The organism is Citrobacter sp. B72 (assembly GCF_016894305.1).
GTDB lineage: Bacteria > Pseudomonadota > Gammaproteobacteria > Enterobacterales > Enterobacteriaceae > Citrobacter > Citrobacter portucalensis.
This window is the reverse complement of record NZ_CP069801.1, coordinates 3,815,512-3,836,317: the sequence shown is the minus strand read 5'-3', so window position 1 is coordinate 3,836,317 and position 20,806 is coordinate 3,815,512. Positions and strand designations below refer to the sequence as shown.

At 48.2% G+C, this 20,806-nt stretch carries 17 protein-coding genes; 14 read left to right on the top strand and 3 right to left on the bottom strand.

Translation table 11 applies throughout. From position 1 onward, the window contains the following. Positions 1 to 111: 111 nt before the first annotated feature. Positions 112 to 879, top strand: a complete 768-nt coding sequence (locus JQN59_RS18415) for a class II glutamine amidotransferase (protein WP_003031388.1) — start codon at positions 112 to 114, stop codon at positions 877 to 879. Here the strand turns inward: JQN59_RS18415 and dpaA are convergent. Beyond that, positions 850 to 1,590 (bottom strand): peptidoglycan meso-diaminopimelic acid protein amidase, encoded by a 741-nt coding sequence (gene dpaA / locus JQN59_RS18410; RefSeq protein WP_003830823.1) that lies wholly within the window; start codon positions 1,588 to 1,590, stop codon positions 850 to 852. The genes JQN59_RS18415 and dpaA overlap by 30 nt on opposite strands. Positions 1,591 to 1,921: 331 nt before the next feature. Here dpaA and dinB point away from each other — a divergent pair, with 331 nt between their 5' ends. Beyond that, positions 1,922 to 2,977: a DNA polymerase IV gene (gene dinB / locus JQN59_RS18405; protein WP_048226436.1), complete on the top strand. Its 1,056-nt coding sequence runs from the start codon at positions 1,922 to 1,924 to the stop codon at positions 2,975 to 2,977. Positions 2,978 to 3,128: 151 nt separating this feature from the next. Here the strand turns inward: dinB and pepD are convergent, their stop codons facing one another. Continuing rightward, entirely contained in the window at positions 3,129 to 4,586 is a 1,458-nt protein-coding gene (gene pepD / locus JQN59_RS18400) for a cytosol nonspecific dipeptidase (RefSeq protein ID WP_008783788.1), read from the bottom strand. 261 nt (positions 4,587 to 4,847) lie between these two features. Here pepD and gpt point away from each other — a divergent pair, with 261 nt between their 5' ends. The 3 genes from gpt (at position 4,848) to crl (ending at position 7,110) form a co-directional block, all read left to right on the top strand. Further along, positions 4,848 to 5,306, top strand: coding sequence for a xanthine phosphoribosyltransferase (gene gpt, locus JQN59_RS18395; protein ID WP_003031380.1), 459 nt, complete (start codon positions 4,848 to 4,850; stop codon positions 5,304 to 5,306). Positions 5,307 to 5,406: 100 nt separating this feature from the next. Next, entirely contained in the window at positions 5,407 to 6,651 is a 1,245-nt protein-coding gene (gene frsA / locus JQN59_RS18390) for an esterase FrsA (protein ID WP_048214870.1), read from the top strand. Between the two features lie 57 nt (positions 6,652 to 6,708). Beyond that, positions 6,709 to 7,110: a sigma factor-binding protein Crl gene (crl, locus tag JQN59_RS18385; protein WP_003031376.1), complete on the top strand. Its 402-nt coding sequence runs from the start codon at positions 6,709 to 6,711 to the stop codon at positions 7,108 to 7,110. 181 nt (positions 7,111 to 7,291) lie between these two features. Here crl and phoE read toward each other — a convergent pair whose 3' ends face one another. Then, positions 7,292 to 8,347 carry a phosphoporin PhoE gene (phoE, locus tag JQN59_RS18380; protein ID WP_003830831.1) on the bottom strand — a complete coding sequence of 352 codons (1,056 nt, stop codon included), beginning with the start codon at positions 8,345 to 8,347 and terminating at the stop codon, positions 7,292 to 7,294. 289 nt (positions 8,348 to 8,636) lie between these two features. Between phoE and proB the strand changes: the two genes are divergently transcribed. The 9 genes from proB (at position 8,637) to JQN59_RS18335 (ending at position 20,743) form a co-directional block, all read left to right on the top strand. Next, positions 8,637 to 9,740: a glutamate 5-kinase gene (gene proB / locus JQN59_RS18375; RefSeq protein WP_003031373.1), complete on the top strand. Its 1,104-nt coding sequence runs from the start codon at positions 8,637 to 8,639 to the stop codon at positions 9,738 to 9,740. 11 nt (positions 9,741 to 9,751) lie between these two features. After that, a complete protein-coding gene (gene proA, locus JQN59_RS18370; protein WP_103015305.1) occupies positions 9,752 to 11,002 on the top strand; it encodes a glutamate-5-semialdehyde dehydrogenase in 1,251 nt (416 codons plus the stop codon). Between the two features lie 278 nt (positions 11,003 to 11,280). Then, a complete protein-coding gene (locus JQN59_RS18365) occupies positions 11,281 to 12,000 on the top strand; it encodes a Crp/Fnr family transcriptional regulator (RefSeq protein WP_071444636.1) in 720 nt (239 codons plus the stop codon). A 598-nt stretch (positions 12,001 to 12,598) separates the two neighbouring features. After that, on the top strand, positions 12,599 to 13,186 hold the full coding sequence (ecpA, locus tag JQN59_RS18360) for a common pilus major fimbrillin subunit EcpA (protein ID WP_003830835.1): 588 nt from the start codon (positions 12,599 to 12,601) through the stop codon (positions 13,184 to 13,186). A gap of 52 nt (positions 13,187 to 13,238) precedes the next feature. After that, complete coding sequence (locus JQN59_RS18355) at positions 13,239 to 13,916, top strand: hypothetical protein (protein ID WP_149607819.1); 678 nt, start codon at positions 13,239 to 13,241, stop codon at positions 13,914 to 13,916. Between the two features lie 58 nt (positions 13,917 to 13,974). Next, positions 13,975 to 16,467: a CS1-pili formation C-terminal domain-containing protein gene (locus JQN59_RS18350; protein WP_149607818.1), complete on the top strand. Its 2,493-nt coding sequence runs from the start codon at positions 13,975 to 13,977 to the stop codon at positions 16,465 to 16,467. A 10-nt stretch (positions 16,468 to 16,477) separates the two neighbouring features. Then, positions 16,478 to 18,085 carry a fimbrial protein gene (locus JQN59_RS18345; protein WP_149607817.1) on the top strand — a complete coding sequence of 536 codons (1,608 nt, stop codon included), beginning with the start codon at positions 16,478 to 16,480 and terminating at the stop codon, positions 18,083 to 18,085. Continuing rightward, a complete protein-coding gene (locus JQN59_RS18340) occupies positions 18,082 to 18,777 on the top strand; it encodes a fimbria/pilus periplasmic chaperone (RefSeq protein WP_149607816.1) in 696 nt (231 codons plus the stop codon). Before JQN59_RS18345 ends, JQN59_RS18340 begins: the two co-directional genes overlap by 4 nt. Before the next feature lie 517 nt (positions 18,778 to 19,294). After that, entirely contained in the window at positions 19,295 to 20,743 is a 1,449-nt protein-coding gene (locus JQN59_RS18335) for an EAL domain-containing protein (protein WP_149607815.1), read from the top strand. Positions 20,744 to 20,806 lie beyond the last annotated feature (63 nt).

Sequence of the window (20,806 nt, the reverse complement as noted above, 5' to 3'; positions counted from 1 at the left end):
GAAGACGATTGCCGGATGGTGGCTGAAGCCTTATCCGGCCTACATGAGCGCCACGTAGGCCTGATAAGCGCAGCGCCATCAGGCAGTTCACGGTTTTAAGGTAGGTGATGTATGTGCGAACTGCTCGGGATGAGCGCCAATGTGCCAACCGATATCTGCTTTAGCTTCACCGGACTGGTTCAGCGCGGCGGAGGGACCGGGCCGCACAAAGACGGCTGGGGTATTACGTTTTATGAAGGTAAGGGCTGCCGTACGTTTAAAGATCCGCAACCCAGCTTTAATTCGCCTATTGCCAAACTGGTACAAGACTACCCCATCAAATCCTGTTCCGTGATTGCCCATATTCGTCAGGCGAACCGTGGCGAAGTGGCGTTGGAAAATACCCATCCCTTTACCCGCGAATTGTGGGGACGCAACTGGACCTATGCTCATAATGGACAGCTCAGTGGCTATAAATCGCTGGAAACCGGAAATTTCCGTCCGGTCGGGGAAACCGACAGCGAAAAAGCTTTCTGCTGGCTGCTCCATAAGCTGACGGAGCGTTATCCGCGCACGCCTGGCAATATGACGGCAGTGTTTAAATACATCGCAATGCTGGCAGGAGAGCTGCGGGAGAAAGGCGTCTTCAACATGCTGTTGTCTGACGGACGCTATGTGATGGCCTTCTGTTCGACCAACCTGTTTTGGATCACGCGTCGTGCGCCGTTTGGCGTGGCGACATTGCTGGATCAGGACGTGGAAATCGATTTTAGCTCAGAGACCACACCCAATGATGTGGTCACCGTGATTGCCACTCAACCGTTAACCGGCAATGAAACCTGGCAAAAGATTATGCCAGGCGAGTGGGCATTATTTTGTCTCGGGGAGCGTGTAGTTTGATGCCAGTTGCGGCTGAACCACTTCGTGACTCAACGGCTTGCTGACGACGTAACGACCATCGACGACGGAAACGGTCGGTGGTTTACGTGTTTGTTCAAAGTAATCGTATCCCGGCTTTAACTGGGCCCAGAAATCTTTGTAATACGAGAACTTATGGCGTTGCATGTTGGCATCGGTCATGCGGAATGGGTAAATGCTAACCTGTACGCTGGACTGCCCGAACACCAGAGCACCTGTCACAAACTGGAAAATCTCATCAATGCCGTTGTCGGTCATTGCGTAGCAGCCGACGGAAACACAGGCACCGTGGATCATCAGGTACTTACCTTCATAACCGTGTGCGCGGTCGTAGGCGTTAGGGAAACCAATGTTAATCGCTTTATAGAAGCGGCTATCCGGTTTCAGCTGTCCACGTTGTACGCTGTAAAATCCTTCCGGACTTTTGAAATCACCCTGACGCTGTTTCGGCCCTAAGCCGCCGGAATAATTGCAGATCTTATAGCTGTCGAGCAATTGATACTGTTCGCCCATCTTGACGTACAGATCCAAGGTTCGCTCTTCTTTGAAGATCTGGATATAAACGGGGGAGCCCATTAATTGCTGCTTATATTCTTTGCTGACAGGCGTAGTCGGGCTGCTACTGCTCAGCAAACCGGCAAATGAAACGCACGGCAATAAAAGCATCGCAAGAAAAAATGCGATTTTACGCATACTGCTTATTCCTTGATAAAACGATCACACACGCCAGGACGGCAAAAAGATTCCCCAAATCGGATAAATCTGGATCTGGAGCGCTCACATTAGCACCAAGAGAGTTTTTCGCAAGTCTCTCGTGCGGCGTTTACACTTTAGTTTTTCTTTATACGGAAAATTGCGCTTAAAGGCAGTCAGACACTGGCGTATTTTGCTGGTTACTGCGCTTCATTGGGTCTTATTCGTGCTGGATGGATAATGGGTCAGGAACGGCCCAGCATTAGGTACAACCATACTTCTCACAACATAAAAATACTGTATACTTAAACAGTGATGTGGGAGACGAACGATGCGTAAAATCATACATGTCGATATGGACTGCTTTTTCGCGGCGGTGGAAATGCGCGACAACCCCGCCCTGCGTGATATTCCCATTGCTATTGGTGGCAGTCGAGAACGTCGGGGGGTCATCAGCACGGCCAATTACCCGGCGCGCAAATTTGGCGTGCGTAGCGCAATGCCAACGGGAATGGCATTAAAGCTGTGTCCGCATCTCACTTTATTACCTGGTCGTTACGAGGCCTATAAAGAAGCCTCCCGCCAGATTCAGGCTATTTTCTCTCGCTATACCTCGCTGATAGAACCCCTTTCGCTGGATGAAGCCTATCTGGATGTGACCGACAGCACCCACTGCCACGGCTCAGCTACGCTGATCGCTCAAGAAATCCGCCAGACAATTTTTAACGAGTTACAGTTAACCGCCTCTGCCGGAATTGCGCCGGTAAAATTTCTGGCAAAAATAGCTTCCGATCTCAACAAACCCAATGGGCAATATGTGATTACCCCTGCCGATGTTCCTGAATTTCTCAGAACATTGCCGTTAGGCAAAATTCCCGGCGTTGGCAAAGTCTCCGCCGCTAAGCTGGAATCAATGGGATTACGTACCTGCGAAGATGTTCAAAAATATGACCTGGCAATGCTGCTCAAACGCTTCGGCAAGTTTGGTCGCGTGCTGTGGGAGCGCAGTCAAGGGATTGACGAACGGGACGTCAACAACGACAGGCTGCGTAAATCCGTCGGCGTGGAGCGTACGCTGGCGGAAGATATTCACGAGTGGTCGGAGTGTGAGGCGATAATTGAACGGCTCTATCCTGAACTGGAACGGCGTCTGGCAAAGGTAAAGCCGGATCTGCTGATCGCTCGCCAGGGGATAAAACTCAAGTTTAATGATTTTCAGCAGACTACGCAGGAGCACGTCTGGCCGCGCTTAAATAAAGATGACTTAATTACGACAGCGCGCAAGACCTGGGACGAGCGTAGGGGAGGGCGAGGCGTCAGGCTGGTGGGATTACACGTCACGCTGCTGGATCCTCAATTGGAAAGACAGCTACTGTTGGGTCTGTGACTCAGAACAATTACCGGATGTCGGCGTAAACGCCTTATCCGGCCTACAAACCAGCGTGCAGGCCTGATGGCTGCGTAACAACTTTATCCGGCCTACAAACCAGCATGTAGGCCAGATAAACGTAGCGTCATCCGGCATTTAGCGCAGAATCTTACTTCGCCGGAATAGACTTCAGCAGTTCAGTCAGCAGCGTCCAGTAATGGCCGACGCTTTCGATATGAACCTGCTCATCCGGGGAGTGCGGACCGGTGATAGTTGGCCCGATGGAAACCATGTCCATATCTGGATACGGTTTCTTGAACAGACCACATTCCAGACCAGCGTGGATGATCTGGATATTCGGCGTTTTATTGAACAGACGCTGATAGGTTTCACGAACCAGGTGCATAACCGGAGAGTTAGCATCCGGCTGCCAGCCTGGGTATCCGCCTTTTGCCTGGGTTTTCGCGCCAGCCAGTTTACCCAGTGAATCCAGCATGCTCACCACGTAGTCTTTACCGCTGTCGATCAGGGAACGGATCAGGCAGTGAATTTCAACATTGTCGTCAGTCATTGTGACAACGCCGACGTTCAGAGAGGTCTCAACCACGCCTTTGGCGACGTCAGAGTTGCGGATTACGCCGTTCGGGGTGGCGTTCAGCAGACGCACAAAGCTGTCGCGAGACTGAGCGGTCAGCGCGGCTTTGTCTTGAGTTACGGCATCCAGCAGCAGAGCCAGGTTCTTCTCTTTGGCTTCCAGTTCGTTTTTCAGGATTTCCTGATAGGTGTTGACCAGCGCTTTTAACGCATCAACTTTATCTGCAGCCACGGCGAGGGTGGCAAAGGCTTCACGCGGAATCGCGTTACGCAGCGTACCGCCGTTGAAATCAACCAGACGCAGATCCAGCTCTTCAGCGTGGCCCGCCAGGAAGCGTACCAGCAGTTTGTTCGCGTTACCGAGACCCACGTGGATTTCGCCGCCGGAGTGACCACCTTTCAGGCCTTTTAACGTCAGCTTAAAGCTCTGGAAGCCAGCCGGGATTGCTTCACGGGACAGCGGCAGGTTAGAGGTAAAGTCGATACCGCCTGCACAACCCATGTAGATCTCACCTTCTTCTTCAGAGTCGGTGTTGATCAGGATATCTGCCTGCAGCCAGTTAGCCTGCAGACCAAACGCGCCATCCATACCCGCTTCTTCGGTCATGGTCAGCAGCACTTCCAGCGGACCGTGTACCACGCTGTCATCAGCCAGAACGGCCAGCGCAGACGCCATACCGATGCCGTTATCCGCACCCAGCGTGGTGCCACGGGCTTTCACCCATTCGCCGTCAATATAAGGCTGGATAGGATCTTTAGTGAAGTCGTGCACGGTGTCGTTGTTTTTCTGCGGGACCATATCCAGGTGCGCCTGCAGAACGACCGGCTTGCGGTTTTCCATACCAGCGGTTGCGGGTTTGCGAATCAGGATATTACCGACTTGATCGCGCTCGACGTGGAAACCTTTCTCTTGGGCCCAGCTCAGAATGTGTTCAGCGAGCTGCTCTTCATGATAGGACGGATGAGGAATAGAACAGATTTTGGCAAAAATATCCCATAGCGGTTGCGGGGATAATTGAGACAGTTCAGACACGTTGAGTCTCCTTGGCGATGTCCTACAAAACTTGCTTGCAGGCCACGGGGTTAGCAGAATTAAAAACACCACAAGCCAGGCTTGCGCGATGCGATTGAGAATACCACTTTCTCCGCTGACGGCTAGCATAAAGCATGCAAAAAGAGGCGCGGATTCCGCGAAACACTGGTTTTTAGTGCGTCAGATCTCTATAATCTCGCGCAACCTATTTCCCCCTCGAACACTTTTTAAGCCGTAGATAAACAGGCTGGGACACTTCACATGAGCGAAAAATACGTCGTCACCTGGGACATGTTGCAGATCCATGCACGTAAACTGGCAAGCCGCCTGATGCCTTCTGAACAATGGAAAGGCATTATTGCCGTTAGCCGTGGTGGTCTGGTGCCGGGCGCATTGCTGGCGCGTGAATTGGGTATTCGTCATGTCGATACCGTATGCATCTCCAGCTACGATCACGACAACCAGCGCGAACTGAAAGTGCTGAAGCGTGCCGAAGGCGACGGTGAAGGTTTCATCGTAATCGATGACCTGGTTGACACCGGTGGTACCGCCGTTGCGATCCGCGAAATGTATCCTAAAGCGCATTTCGTCACTATCTTCGCTAAGCCGGCTGGTCGCCCGCTGGTGAATGATTATGTTGTTGATATCCCTCAGGATACCTGGATTGAGCAGCCGTGGGATATGGGCGTAGTGTTCGTCCCGCCGATCTCTGGTCGCTAATCTAAAAAGTTTTCAACGCCTGGCAACTGCCGGGCGTTGTTCTTTTTGTGCTGTGTCAGGTTACACTATGCCTTAGTGAGTACTCATGGAGGCTGCAATCATGTCACAGGCTAACCTCAGCGAAGTCCTGTTTAAACCCCGCTTCAAACACCCTGAAACGTCAACACTGGTTCGTCGTTTTAATCACGGCGCGCAGCCGTCCGTACAATCTGCCCTGGATGGCAAAACCATTCCGCACTGGTATCGCATGGTGAATCGCCTGATGTGGATCTGGCGCGGCGTCGACCCGCGTGAAATCCTTGAGGTGCAGGCACGTATCGTGATGAGCGAAGCCGAGCGTACAGATAAAGAACTCTACGATACGGTTATCGGCTATCGCGGTGGGAACTGGATCTATGAGTGGGCGAAGCAGGCGATGGACTGGCAACAGAAAGCGTCTATGGAAGAGGATCCGCAGGTGAGCGGACGCCACTGGCTGCATGCGTCTACGTTGTACAACATTGCCGCTTACCCACACCTGAAAGGCGATGAGCTGGCAGAGCAGGCACAGGCTTTGGCGAATCGTGCCTATGAAGAGGCCGCACAGCGATTACCGGGCACGCTGCGTGAGATGGAGTTTCCCGTCGCTGGCGGCGCGCCGATCACCGGCTTCTTACATATGCCAAAAGGTGACGGTCCGTTCCCGACGGTGCTGATGTGTGGTGGCCTCGATTCCATGCAAACGGATTACTACACCCTGTATGAGCGCTATTTTGCCCCACGGGGTATAGCCATGCTGACGCTGGATATGCCGTCGGTTGGTTTCTCGTCAAAATGGAAACTGACTCAGGATTCCAGCCTGCTGCATCAGCATGTATTAAAAGCGCTGCCTAATGTTCCCTGGGTGGATCACACTCGCGTGGCGGCCTTCGGTTTCCGCTTTGGCGCTAACGTGGCGGTACGCCTGGCGTATCTGGAATCATCACGGCTGAAGGCGGTGGCCTGTCTGGGGCCGGTCGTGCATGCGCTGCTGAGCGATCCGCAGCGTCAGGCAAGCGTCCCGGAAATGTATCTTGACGTTCTGGCCAGCCGCCTGGGGATGCATGACGCTTCCGATGAAGCGCTGCGCGTTGAGCTTAATCGCTATTCATTAAAAGTGCAGGGCCTGCTGGGTCGACGCTGCCCGACGCCAATGCTCTCAGGATTCTGGAAGAACGATCCGTTTAGCCCGGAAGAAGAGTCACGTTTAATCACATCTTCATCTTCAGACGGTAAGCTACTGGAGATCCCCTTCAACCCGGTGTATCGCAATTTTGACAAAGGGCTGCAGGAAATAACCGGTTGGATCAATCAGAGATTGTGTTAAAAGTTTGCTAAATTTTAGCGATTTGGTAAAACAGGTGCTTCACCTAAGGAGATCGTAATGACGTTACCGAGTGGGCATCCGAAAAGTAGATTGATCAAGAAATTCACCGCGCTTGGCCCGTATATCCGGGAAGGGCAGTGCGAAGATAATCGATTTTTTTTCGATTGTCTGGCTGTTTGCGTCAACGTGAAACCCGCCCCTGAGAAACGCGAGTTCTGGGGCTGGTGGATGGAACTGGAGGCGCAGGAAAAACGCTTCACGTACAGTTATCAGTTTGGTTTGTTTGATAAAGACGGTAACTGGACTGCGGTGCCGGTGAAAGAGACTGAAGTGGTAGAGCGACTGGAATACACCTTACGTGAATTTCATGAAAAATTACTTGGCTTGTTAACGACGCTGAATCTGGCGCTGGAACCTGCTGACGACTTTAAGGATGAACCGGTTAAGTTAACGGCATAATGAACAGTAAAATGCCGGATGGCGGCGCAACCCCATCCGGCATTTTTTTATGCTATACCCTAAATAATTCGAGTTGCAGGAAGGCGGCGACGCAGCGAATCCCCAGGAGCGTACATAAGTACGTGACTGGGGTGAGCGAGGAAAGCCAACGCACATGCAGCTTGAAATATGACGGGTATAATTAGAACTGGTAGACCATACCGACAGCAACGATGTCATCATCGTTGATGCCCAGTTTATTATCGCTATCCAACTGGTTGATTTTATAATCAACAAACGCGGACATATTTTTGTTGAAATAATACGTTGCGCCCACGTCGATATAATTCACCAGGTCTTCATTGCCGACGCCTTCAATATCTTTCCCTTTAGAAAGCACATAACCCAGTGACGGACGCAGACCAAAGTCAAACTGGTACTGAACAACCGCTTCGAAGTTCTGTGTTTTATTGGCGAAGCCGCCGGAAATTGGCGTCATATTGCGTGTTTCAGAATAGAACGTCGCAATATAAATATCGTTAGCATCATATTTTAAGCCGGTTGCCCAGGCTTCAGCTTTATCACCCGTACCGCGAGTTTGCAGATTCTGCTGGTTGGTACGATCGGAGTTGGTATAAGCGCCGCTCACCGCGAAATCGCTGCCGCCAAAGTCATAAGTAACAGAAGTACCAAAACCATCGCCGTTCTGTTTTTTCACATCGCGATCCTGGTTTTTACCCTGGTATTGCAGGGTCAGATCCAGGCCATCCACGACGCCGAAGAAGTCGGTGTTGCGGTAAGTTGCCAGACCGCTGGCGCGTTTGGTCATAAAGTTATCGGTCTGTGCGGAGGAGTCGCCACCAAATTCCGGGAACATATCGGTCCAGGCTTCCACGTCATACAGCGCGCCCAGGTTACGACCATAATCAAACGAGCCAAAATCTTTTAATTTCACACCGGCGAAGGCCAGACGTGTTTTTTGTTGGTTAGAGTCGCTTTCAGCTTTATTGCCGGCAAACTCTGCTTCCCAACGACCATAACCGGTTAGTTGATCGTTAATTTGCGTTTCGCCTTTAAAACCTAAACGGATATAGCTTTGGTCACCATCTTTGCTGTCATAATCCGTCATGTAATGCATGGCTTTTACTTTGCCGTACAAGTCCAGCTTATTACCATTCTTGTTATACACTTCCGCTGCCTGTACGGATGCTGATGCAACAATTCCCATCACCACTAATGCCAGAGTGCTCTTTTTCATTTTCATTCCTGATTAAAAGTACGCGCTAATATTCACTGGGTGTGATCCCCGTTAAAAGACAGGAGGGTTTTTAACGTCTGGCAATGAACGTTTTATGACAAAGTAAGAATATTTTTAAAAAAGGATGTTTTTTTGTTTCTGTAATAAATGCGTCAAAATCTGCCGCTACGCTTGCTGATCCTGCGCAATAAAATTTCATGCTTTGTGCGCTGGTTGTTGGCAACCGGGGCCAGTCCTGCTAAAACGTTCGTTTGATATCATTTTCCCCAATTTTGAATGGCAGAGAATCATGAGTGACAGCCAGACGCTGGTGGTAAAACTTGGCACCAGTGTGTTAACGGGCGGATCCCGCCGCCTGAACCGCGCCCACATCGTAGAACTGGTTCGCCAGTGCGCGCAGCTCCATGCCGCAGGGCATCGTATTGTTATCGTTACCTCTGGTGCGATTGCCGCCGGACGTGAGCATCTTGGTTACCCGGAGCTCCCGGCAACGATAGCTTCGAAACAGCTGTTGGCGGCGGTCGGGCAGAGCCGACTGATTCAACTGTGGGAACAGCTGTTCTCGATTTACGGTATTCATATCGGGCAGATGCTGCTGACGCGTGCAGATATGGAAGACAGAGAGCGTTTCCTCAATGCCCGCGATACACTCCGCGCGCTGCTGGATAACAACATTGTTCCTGTCATTAATGAGAATGACGCCGTAGCGACCGCTGAGATTAAAGTCGGCGATAACGACAACCTCTCCGCGCTGGCGGCGATTCTGGCCGGAGCCGATAAGCTGCTGCTGTTGACCGATCAGCAGGGGCTGTTCACCGCCGATCCGCGTACCAATCCGCAGGCGGAGCTGATTAAAGACGTTCACGGTATTGACGATGCGCTGCGCGCCATTGCCGGGGATAGCGTCTCAGGTCTGGGAACCGGCGGCATGGGCACAAAACTGCAGGCCGCCGATGTCGCATGCCGCGCCGGGATTGACACCATTATTGCCGCAGGCAGCAAGCCGGGCGTGATTGGCGACGTGATGGAAGGCGTTTCCGTTGGGACGCGTTTTCATGCTCAAGCCTCTCCGCTGGAGAACCGTAAACGCTGGATCTTCGGCGCGCCGCCTGCCGGGGAGATTACCGTCGATGAGGGCGCGACCGCAGCAATTCTGGAACGCGGCAGCTCATTACTGCCAAAAGGCATTAAAAGCGTGACAGGTAACTTTTCTCGTGGTGAAGTGATCCGCATCTGCAATCTCGAAGGGCGCGATATTGCCCACGGCGTCACCCGCTATAACAGCGATGCGCTGCGCCGTATTGCCGGACACCACTCACAACAGATCGACACCATTCTGGGCTACGAATACGGTCCGGTTGCTGTCCATCGCGACGACATGATCACCCGTTAAGGAACAAGCATATGCTGGAACAAATGGGCATTGCTGCCAAAGCCGCGTCATACAAGCTGGCGCTGCTCTCCAGTCGCGAAAAAAATCGCGTACTGGAAACCATTGCTGATGAGCTGGAAGCGCAAACGGAAAGCATCCTCAGCGCGAACATACAAGATGTTGAGCAGGCGCGAGCCAACGGCCTGAGCGAAGCGATGCTCGACCGCCTGGCGCTGACGCCGGCGCGTCTGAAAGCGATTGCTGACGATGTGCGCCAGGTCTGTAATCTTGCCGACCCGGTAGGGCAGGTGATTGACGGCGGCCTGCTGGATAGCGGTCTGCGTCTGGAGCGTCGTCGCGTCCCGCTGGGCGTGATTGGCGTGATTTATGAAGCGCGTCCAAACGTCACCGTTGACGTTGCCTCCCTGTGCCTGAAAACCGGCAATGCGGTGATTCTGCGCGGTGGGAAAGAGACCTACCGGACCAACGCCGCGACCGTGGCTGTTATCCAAAAGGCGCTGGAAGCCTGCGGTTTACCCGCGGCTGCCGTACAGTCAATTGATAACCCGGACCGCGCGTTGGTCGCTGAAATGCTGCGGATGGATAAGTACATCGATATGCTGATCCCTCGCGGTGGCGCGGGTCTGCATAAGCTGTGCCGTGAGCAGTCGACGATCCCGGTCATCACCGGCGGTATTGGCGTATGCCATATTTATGTTGATGATACCGCGGAGATCGCCCCGGCCCTGAAGATTATCGTTAACGCCAAAACCCAGCGTCCAAGCACCTGTAACACTGTAGAAACTCTGCTGGTGCATCAGGATATTGCTGAGCGTTTCCTGCCTGCGTTAAGCCAAAAGATGGCGGATAGCGGTGTTACGCTGCACGGTGATGAAATCGTGATGCAAGTTCTGCATGGCCCTGCCAAACTGGTGCCACTAAAACCGGAAGAGCTGGATAACGAGTTTCTGTCTCTGGATCTGAACGTTGTGGTGGTCGAAAATATGGATGGTGCTATCGCCCATATTCGCGAACACGGTACCCAGCACTCGGACGCCATACTGACGCGCACGCTCAGCAACGCCAACCGTTTCGTGAATGAAGTGGACTCTTCTGCCGTGTATGTAAACGCCTCTACTCGTTTTACCGATGGCGGCCAGTTCGGATTGGGTGCGGAAGTGGCGGTGAGCACGCAAAAACTGCACGCGCGTGGCCCAATGGGACTGGAAGCACTGACCACATATAAGTGGGTTGGCTTCGGTGACGACACGATTCGTGCGTAATTAAAACTGGGTGATGCAATAATAGCCATCTGATTTAAAAGGCTATTAAGGCATCACCCAGTTAATTCTAACCTTCACCCCGCTGCCGCATTTTTTATCCTGCGTTTTTAACATCATCCGCACCAGTCTGGTTCTGACCTATGCATTCTCTGGCGCCAGAAAGGCGGCGTATCACAGAATTTTCCCTGCCTGCATGAATTTTCCTGGTCTTCGTTTCACGTATTGTTCCCATGGCCCGATCTATTAGAATCAATCTCATTTTTATGAGGAGTTGTTGCGTGAAATCGGATATTCACAAACTTAGTATTCCTGTTGTGCCGCTTGGCAACCCGTTTCCTCCCCGTCATTGTTCGCTGTGCCCAAAGGGAGCGGCGATTGACCGTGATAATCAATACAAATTAATAGACAAAAGAAGGCGGTTTAAAGCTGGGGAGATACTCGCTCGGCAGGATGAAACCGCGGAGATGCTTTTTGTTATCCATGAGGGGTACTGCAAGTCCAGTGTGGAATGTGGCGATAACGTTTTTATCAGCCGCTTTTATGTTCCGGGAGATATCATGGCGCTGGATGCTGTCGAAGGGGGGAAGTACCTGACAACGATTAAGGCGGCAACGGCTGCGGAAGTTTGCCACATTGATATTGCGCGGTTGTTCAAGGTAGCAGAGAAGGAGCCTTCGGTTGCTGCCGCAGTCATCAAGTTTCTCTGCAGGGATAATGGATTCATTGTTGAAAAACTGCGGCGCTATGCGAATAAACATGCTGAGGCCAGGATCGCGGCTTTCCTGGTGGAATTTTACGAGATGCATTTGCGCATCGGCAGGCCAGAAACGACGCTTCGCTTGCCATTTTCTCGGGAGGAAATTGCCAGTTATCTCGATCTTAAAATTGAAACCGTTAGCCGCTCATTAAAATCACTTGAACAGCAGAATTTGATTACCTTACATAGGGTACGTACCGTAACTATTAATAGTTATCTTGGTTTAAAACGTTTTATCTAATTTTCTATTTAACGATAATCATTATCTCTCCTGATAAGCCAGGAATATTCATTTTATATGGAAAATTCCTGGTTTTAATTTTGTCAAATAATTATCAATTAGAATGTAGTTTCTGTAGGTGAATGATTTTTTTATAAGAATATTCCCTCGCAAATGGATATATCATGAGAATTTTCTTGCGGCGTTAAAAATTTAGCATAATTGCAACAAATAATAAGCATTATAGAGAAACTATGGAGGTGTTAATTATCTTTATGTTTTGTAAGGGTTTTGCTCTCGTGGTATTTGTATGATCTTTTTGATATTTATCAAAAACATAAAAAAGATGAATTGTTTGATTTGTCTTATTTATTTGGGGGATAGTTCTGGCTCATGGTGCTATTTAAGTAAATTAAACTTAGGAAACTTCTTAGATTATCGTTTTAGTGGGAAAATTCTTAGTCTTTTTGTAATTTTTGCGTTTCAGGGTTTGTTGAGATGTTACTTAATTCAAATGATAATTTTTGGGCGCGGCAATTCTGGCTCGCAATTAATGGAACCGCTGGAGTGACTTAATAATAAGACTCGGTGGTGAGTTTGTTCTTAGGAGAAGATAAAAATGAAAAAATTATTATTAGTGACCTCTCTGGCGTCTGTATTTGTTGCGGCAAATGCAATGGCAGATGTCACTGCTTCTGCAACGGCCTCGTGGGACGCGACGGCAACAAAAGATACCACCAGCATGTTGGTCGTCACTCCGCTGAACTCTTTGACTTTCCAGTATGCGGAAGGTCTGAATGGCTTCAACTCCCAGGATGGCGCGTTTGATGTGACTATTCAGGGCCAGGAAACGGCAACTGATTTTGAACTGACCGCTCAGATTATTAGCAATACTCTGACCAACGCCAGTGGTGATGCGTCTACCCTGAACGTAGGGGTGGCATGGAATGGCACCGCGTTGACTAATTCATCAGATACTGTCCTGGTAAATTCCAGCTCGACTTCTGGTCTTGAAAGCCTGATGGCTGATGGCGCTTACAACGGTGCTGACCGCGTCAGCGATCAATCCAACTTCAAATTCACCATTGCGTCTGCGACTTCTGATGGTAGCACACCGGTAACGGATTACTCTGCACTGCCAGACGGCTATTGGACTGGGGATGTAAAAGTACAGTTCAATGCAACCTGGACGACTCCGTCCGCCTAAGAAATAAAAGTTCGGGAGGAGAATTTCTCCCGAATTTATCAGGAATGGTGTCATGAATAAATATTTACCGGCGGCAATGTTGGTAGGGTTGGTAATATCTTTTTCCAGCTGGGCAATTAACGTCGGTGATATCACGTCGATAATGACTTCTACTGAGAGTTCATTATCGAAAGAAATCACTAATACGACAGATTCGGCTCGTTATGTCAGCGTATCGGTAAAACAACTGTCATCACCCTTAGCGGGCGGAGTCGAAATAAAACCCGTTAATTCCGGGGAATTACTCTCTACGCCTGCCAATCTAATTCTGCCTGGTCAGGCAAAGGATGTTTTTCGCTTCTTTTATAAAGGGCCAATTGATGATATCGAGCGTTATTATCGTCTGCAATGGATAGATGAGCCGGTCACCGAGAGCGCGGAAACCAGGGCCAATAAATTGGCTGTTGCGACAGCGTCAGCAGAAATTGGCACGATTTTGGTCGTTGCGCCGCGAAAAGAGCGTTTTGAATATAACCGTAATGGTGATGTTATTAGCAATACTGGCAATGTTTCATTTCGAGTAATCGCCTATGGAGCTTGCAAAGATAATGCTCGCGATCAGGGGCGGGGCTGTCGTGAACGTTATTACATTATGCCAGGTACAAAAATAAAACTGCAGTTCACCGACATTAGTAATAGCCGCTCACGCATCGGTATCTGGCACGGTAAGCAGTTTATTACAGTGAAGTGATGGTCAATAGCAGCCATCTGTACGGGAAAAATAAAAATACCGGATTGTAAGGATGCATATGACAACAACATATATTGTTGGCGGTAGCATTTGTCTTTTTCTTGCGCTGACACCAGGAACTTCACATGCAGCCCCAGTAAAAGTGGGTAATTACGTTATTCCCAGCGCTTTCGCCCGTTCACTGGAGCAGGGAATGACGGTGCCGGTTTATATCCGTTACAACGAGACTGATGAGAAAAGTCAGCAAAAAATTGCCGATGCGGTGATTTCGCTTGTTGATGGCAATATTACAGTTAAAGCACTGACTCTTGCTGAATTGCCCAATAATGCTGTGTTATCCGAGAAAACCCGCGCGTTAGTGGAAAAAATCCGTGATGTAAAGTTTCACGATAATACGAATATTGAACTGTCAGATGATGCTCGACTGCAACTTAATGTCTCATCATTTCACCTGGAGATGATTGTCAGCAAAGATGCGTTAACTGAAGCGATTGTCGCGCGCAGTAGCTTGCTTGGGCCTTCCAGCGTTGAAACTCTGTCTAACGTCCTGAACTACAACTTTGGTACCTACTACAACGATTACCGAAATGGCAGCAGTACCCGCAGCTATCTGACGATGGACAATACAACATCGCTGCGGGAGCACCACATTAATGTTAACGGTTCGTTTTACGGTATCGGTGACAGCAATGGTACCAGTAAACTTTATCGTGCGATGTATGAGCGCGATTATGAAGGGTATCGACTGGCGCTGGGGATGCTTGATACATGGAATGTCCAGTCTATTGCCAGCCTGAATGCGCTGAATGGTGGGAAAATTTACGGTGTGAGCTACGGGAACAATGGAAGTACGGTTGTTGAGAATACCGCGCTTTCACTCACGCCGATTACCGTATTTTTGCCAGCCGCTGGTGAGGTTCATGTCTTCCGCGATGGACGTTTGCTCAGCGTGCAGAACTTTAATATGGGCAGCTATGAAATTGATACCAGTCGCTTTCCGTATGGTGTTTACGACGTCACGGTAGATATCGTGGTCAATGGGCGGACAATTAATAGTCGTGTCAGCCGGGTTAATAAGATCTTTGCTCGCCAACAAGCTGCCGGAGTTCATCAGCTCTCATGGCAGTTTTTTGGTGGTTCGCTGGATTATGATCGGGTGAGCTATAAGCGTAACCACTATCAGGATTTGGGTAGTGAGCAGACCTGGATTGCCGGGGGGGCCGCATCGGTGACGCTGGCGATATTGTCGGGGCTGGGCCTGAAATCAACGATCTACGGTTTTGACAACAATGCGGTTAATGAAACGGATGTCACGCTGAATGTGAATGAATACGTCAGTATTGGCAATCAGATGTTGGTAGCGAACGATTCATCATGGCGAAACATCAGTAACATTAATCTCAATGTCCCTGAGGGATATGGTTCCCTTTGGGCATCTCGTGAAGACAGTAAAATTGGCGATCGCTTGCCTATGCAGGAGCGTGATAACTATTCCATTGGCGGAACTCTTAACCTCGGAAAGTTTATTCCTCATGGTGGTTCACTCACTGTTAGTCAGACGGAGAATCGTTACTCAGGCAATAAATACCGTAATCTGGATTACAACACGACTCTTTATTCTGGAAGGTATGCCACGATTGGGTTACGTGCAGGAATTCAGCGTTATTACTACAACAACCGAAATGACGATGGGCGACAGGAACGTTATGTCAGCCTGGACTTATCGTTGCCGTTGGCGACCTGGTTGAGCATGGGCGTCTCCCGAGATCGCTATGGCAGCACCCAGGGTAATCTCAGTGCACGAAAACAGTATGCTGAAGGGCCGATTAAATCGGTCGGATTATCGGCATCAACGCGTCTGAGTGGTGAACAGTATTACGACAATAATTATTCGGTAAACGGCAATCTAAGTTATGACACGAAATATAACGCTGGCACCGTATCGGTAACACGTTCTGCTGACAACTCCACCAATATGAACTTCTCTTCCCAAGGTTCTCTGGCATGGGCAGGTAAAGACTTCGGTCTGAGTAAAGAGAGGCAGCGTTCTGGCGTTATCGTAAAAACAGATTTGACCGGCGAGGGGAAACTGGCTGCGAAGATTAATAACCGCAATTATCGTCTCAGCGGTAAATCAAACTTCATTGCACTGCCGCCCTATGCTCAGTACAAGCTGGAAATCCTCAATGATAAAAACTCTGAGGACAGCTTCGATATTGTTTCAGGACGCAAACAGGAGCTGACGCTATATCCGGGTAACGTGGGAGTTATCAACCCTGAAGTGAAAAGCATGGTCACCGTATTCGGTCGCATTCGTTATCCCGATGGACAGTTGGCTGCAAATACCGATATTCATAACCACATCGGTAAAACACGTACGGATGCAAAAGGTGAGTTTGCCATCGATATTGATAAAAAGTATCCGGTTATTACGTTAATTTCTGCCAATGGCAGGATATGTGAAGCCGATCTGGATCTGGAAAAAGCACGCGGCGCGGCGTGGGTTGGCGATGTGAAATGTGCAACGCAAACCACGATGGCACAACGATAAGGTATTAATAATGAATAAATCTCTTTCCCTTATTCTCGGCTGTGTCTTTGCCGCGTTATCTCCATCCGCCTGGGCGCTCTCGGCTTCCACTCAGGCGGCGGTCAACAACAACTATTTGTTTATAGAAAACAATGTTGATAACGAATACTTTATTACCCCGTCCTCTCTCGATCCTCGCATTAGTGGGTCGAACACCTGGGTAAAATATGGAAACGACCAGGATAGCCTGGGATATATGGGTATCGTTGGTTGGGTAGCCAATACCTCATATTATAAAGATATGTGGATTGATAATTCGCCAATCAGTGAACCATTTCGGGGTATTCGTTGCACCACTGGTGCTAATTGCCCTGCATCTGGCTATATTGCTGCCGAGCTAACCGATCAATTTGGTTTTTATCACACCAAAGCAACCGGATCCGGAATCGCCGGTGGATACTATGGTTTTGCATCGCTGACAGACTCGGCGTATGAATACTTCCGCAATATGTCGGTCGGAAGCGCAGAGACATATAACCTTAATTTTTGTCGAACCACGGTTGATTATGATTATGCGGCTGGGCAACGTTGTAAAGACCAGAGCAGCGGTAATTGGTATATCAGACCTTATACATTAAATAAAATAGGTCATTTATCTTTGGTTTCTACCAATGCATTTCAGGAGTTATGGGTTGCCAGTGATGGCACCCCGAGCATCACTAAAGACAGTGGTTATTGTGAGCTGGGTGTGGTCAGTCGTGAAGATGGTGTTATCTGTAAGATGATTTCATATAATTTAAATCAAACCAGCAATCTGACGGCTTCACTACGTATTCGTATGTACGCGGATAGCGGTTTGCTCGGTTTTACGCCTGCGGCTGCCACAATAAAATATTCTGGTGATGGTCAAACCTGGACTAACTTTAGCTCGACGTCGGTTTATTATAATATTTTTAGTAATAGTGGTGAGTATGTCTATGTTTTTCTGTCGAAAACATTCCTGAAAAATATGGTGGATCGTGGCGTCAGTATCACCAACAGCCAACCATTTACATTTGCTTTTACAAATAGCGTGACGCCAGAGTCGGGGTATTACCAGTTTACGCCTTCGCTACAGCTCAATATTGTGCCAAAGGAATATGGGATCAGTATTATCTCATCGGATAACAGCACCTCGGCAAGCGGCAGCGGCACAATTGGCGAGACCGCTCCGATTGAGATGGATTACACCGTGACGGTCTCGGGGCCTCGTCAGGCTGATAGCATTACCGCACAAGTTATTGGGGAAAGTACGACGATAAACAATGTGCCTTATTGCCTGTTCACTTCTACGCAAGGTGGGTTATCTGTCCCAATTCCCGCCTTTCTTCAGTACAACAGTCAGTCGGGTGGTGTGGTACAGAAACGAAATAGCTGTAGTGAAGCGGCGATCAGCATGAGAGATGCGCAATGGCAACAGACGCCCTGGGACGCAAATAATACAGATGATGGAACCTACTTTGCGACTGATTTAAAATTGCTTTTCCCAATGAATGATTCGCGTTCGATGTTGACCGTTTCCGGTGCGGATTGGGAAGGTGTTGTCAGTGCCAGCGGAGAGATAAAAGTGACGGCTAATTGGGTGGGAGTGACGCCATGAGCCACTGTCGTTTGGCGCTAAGATGGATATTGGTCTTGCTTTCCGGGCTAACGGTGTTCTCCGCTCACGCCGTCTACCTGGAGTCGACTATTTATGAGATGCCATCGGATAAATCATTTATCAGTAAACGAATCTATAACGATAGCCAGAAACAGAACGTGTACAGTATTAGTGCAGTTAAAATAGATAAACCGGGACCGGGAGGTGAAAACAGAAGTGCTATTGCCGAAGGCGAACTTTTGTTTACTCCGCTCCGTTTTTCACTGGCACCGCAGGCAAGTGAGTTTTTTAAGATTTTCTATCGTGGCCCGCAGGATGATAAAGAACGCTATTACCGAATACTGTTTCGTGAAATGCCGATAACGCTGTTTACCGAGCGTAATCAAGGGAAAGGCGGACAGGCTCTCCCGGTGATCGCTATGGATACCATATTGGTCGTTCGTCCGAGGAAAATGAACCTGGCCTACACCATTGATGAGATAAACGGGACGTTGAAAAACACAGGGAATACTTTTTTCAAAATTATCGTACACCAGGGGTGTCACTCAACTGATGATGAAGCCACCATGCGTTATGTGTTACCGGGGGAAACCTGGCATAGTAGTGAGTTGAAAACAAAAAACCGGAAATTTATCGTAGCGTTGCAGAAATACTTACCCGTGGGTCAGGGTTGCTCAAAAATTAATCATTAGAGGTGTTGGGTCTGAACCAATATGCCCTGATTATATATTGAACCTATACTGTCACTCGCTATAGAAAATGTAGAAATAAATTTAGAGTCGATGAAACAATATGTCGTGCATATTGCCGGAAATGTTTATGAATACAAGATCTACGACATCCTCTCTTAGTTTGTCGGTCAGCATAAACTACGGTAATATGTTATTCTGTTGGTCATTGTAGTTATATGTTTTGTAAATTTTGTATTTATAACTTTTTGTTTTGTAATGAAGTGAAAGTGAGTAAAGGGATTTGTACTGATTAAGAAATGGAGTTTTTTCTTTTTCAATTTTTAAATGGAATTTACGGTGTGATGAGAATACTCATATGGATAACTGTGATTATAAATTCTGAATTTACGTGATATGGCTTATGGATAAAGTTATATCACGAATCGCCTTATGATTATTGGAGGTCGAAGGTGTTGTATATTCTCTCGTGAATAGAGCGAGGGACCTGCTATGCCATAAATTTAAGTTGGTGATAACTATGAATACGAAAAAAATTTTTCTGCTCAGTTATGATACTTTCCTTTTTTCAGGAATAAAAGCATGGTTACCAAATCTGGTATTGATCGATGCACGGACATTTATTTCTGGCACGCAGTCAGTTATGTCGCAATATCCGTCCTGCTTGCTGGTGATCGATAACCGGTTGCCATTATTATTGGTCAAAAAATGGCTTCAGAGAAACAGTACACAGTTCATCAACATACACTGTATTGTTCTGCGGATGTGCGAAACCCTGCCTGTTAATCGGGGATATGAAGACTATTCCTTTATCAATGGGGGTGAATTGTCGGAGCAGTTGATCGCTCAATTAAAAGAGAGTCTATTGGCACCTAACAAAGTTGTGGAAGTCAATAAAGATTCACCGATGTTTACTTTTAACTTGACTGAATTTGAAGAAGAAATGCTGTATTCATCATTCACAAAAGAAAAACTGCATGATTTCTGTATTGCTAATTCGCTAACAATTAAGTCAGTGTATCGATATCGGGATAAAATTACTGCTCGCCTCGGCTTTTCCAATTTTAATGAAACTGTTATCTTTTTAACCCGAAATAATTTATTAAATGAAAGCTCTATAATCAATAATAATGTGAATGGGGATGCAGTTTACACTGACGCATATGATGTTTCGGATACTAGTAGACTGAGTATGGCAATAAGGAATGAGGAGATCATTCCTTATTTTCAGCCCATCGTGAATATCAGGGGCGACGTTTGTGGTGTTGAGGTATTGGCTCGTTGGCCACAGGGACATAACTATGCTATTTCTCAGCGAGAGTTTATTCCATTGGCTGAAAAAAGTGGCTTAATCAATGAGTTAACTAGCTATTTAATGACCGCTGTTGCGCGCAATCTGGTCTCTGGAGGCGCAAGCATTAATAAAACTCTGTTCGTTTCTTTTAATGTCAGTCCGTCAGGTTTAAATAATCCCGTATTCTATTGGGAATGCCTTAATTTTATGGAGATAACGCAAGGTCTGCCGATAAAATTGATGATAGAGATAACAGAGAACCAAACGTTCACGATCACTCCTGCAATCAAAGAACTTATTCGTTCGTTACGAAATAAAGGTGTGTTGTTTGCTTTGGATGATTTTGGTACTGGATACGCTAATCTCTGCTATCTCAATGAGTTGGACCTGGATGTAATCAAAATTGATAAAAGCTTCATTAAGGAAATTAAAGAGGTTGATCAATATATCCCTATGCTCGAGTCAATTACTCACCTTTCAGGACTTCTGGGGTTACGTACGGTGGCCGAGGGCGTTGAAAATGACTATCAGCAACAATGGCTGGGAAAAAATAATGTTGACTATCTGCAGGGGTATCAGTTTCTACCGCCAGTGACATTTAATGATTTTATCCGGTATTACCAGCAGTCTGTAGATTTGTTTGAATCAGCGTCGGATTCACCTTTATCTACGTAATTCATTTTTGACACGGTTTTTACATATGAAGGGTAAAACCTTTAAACGAGTATGTGCTCTGAG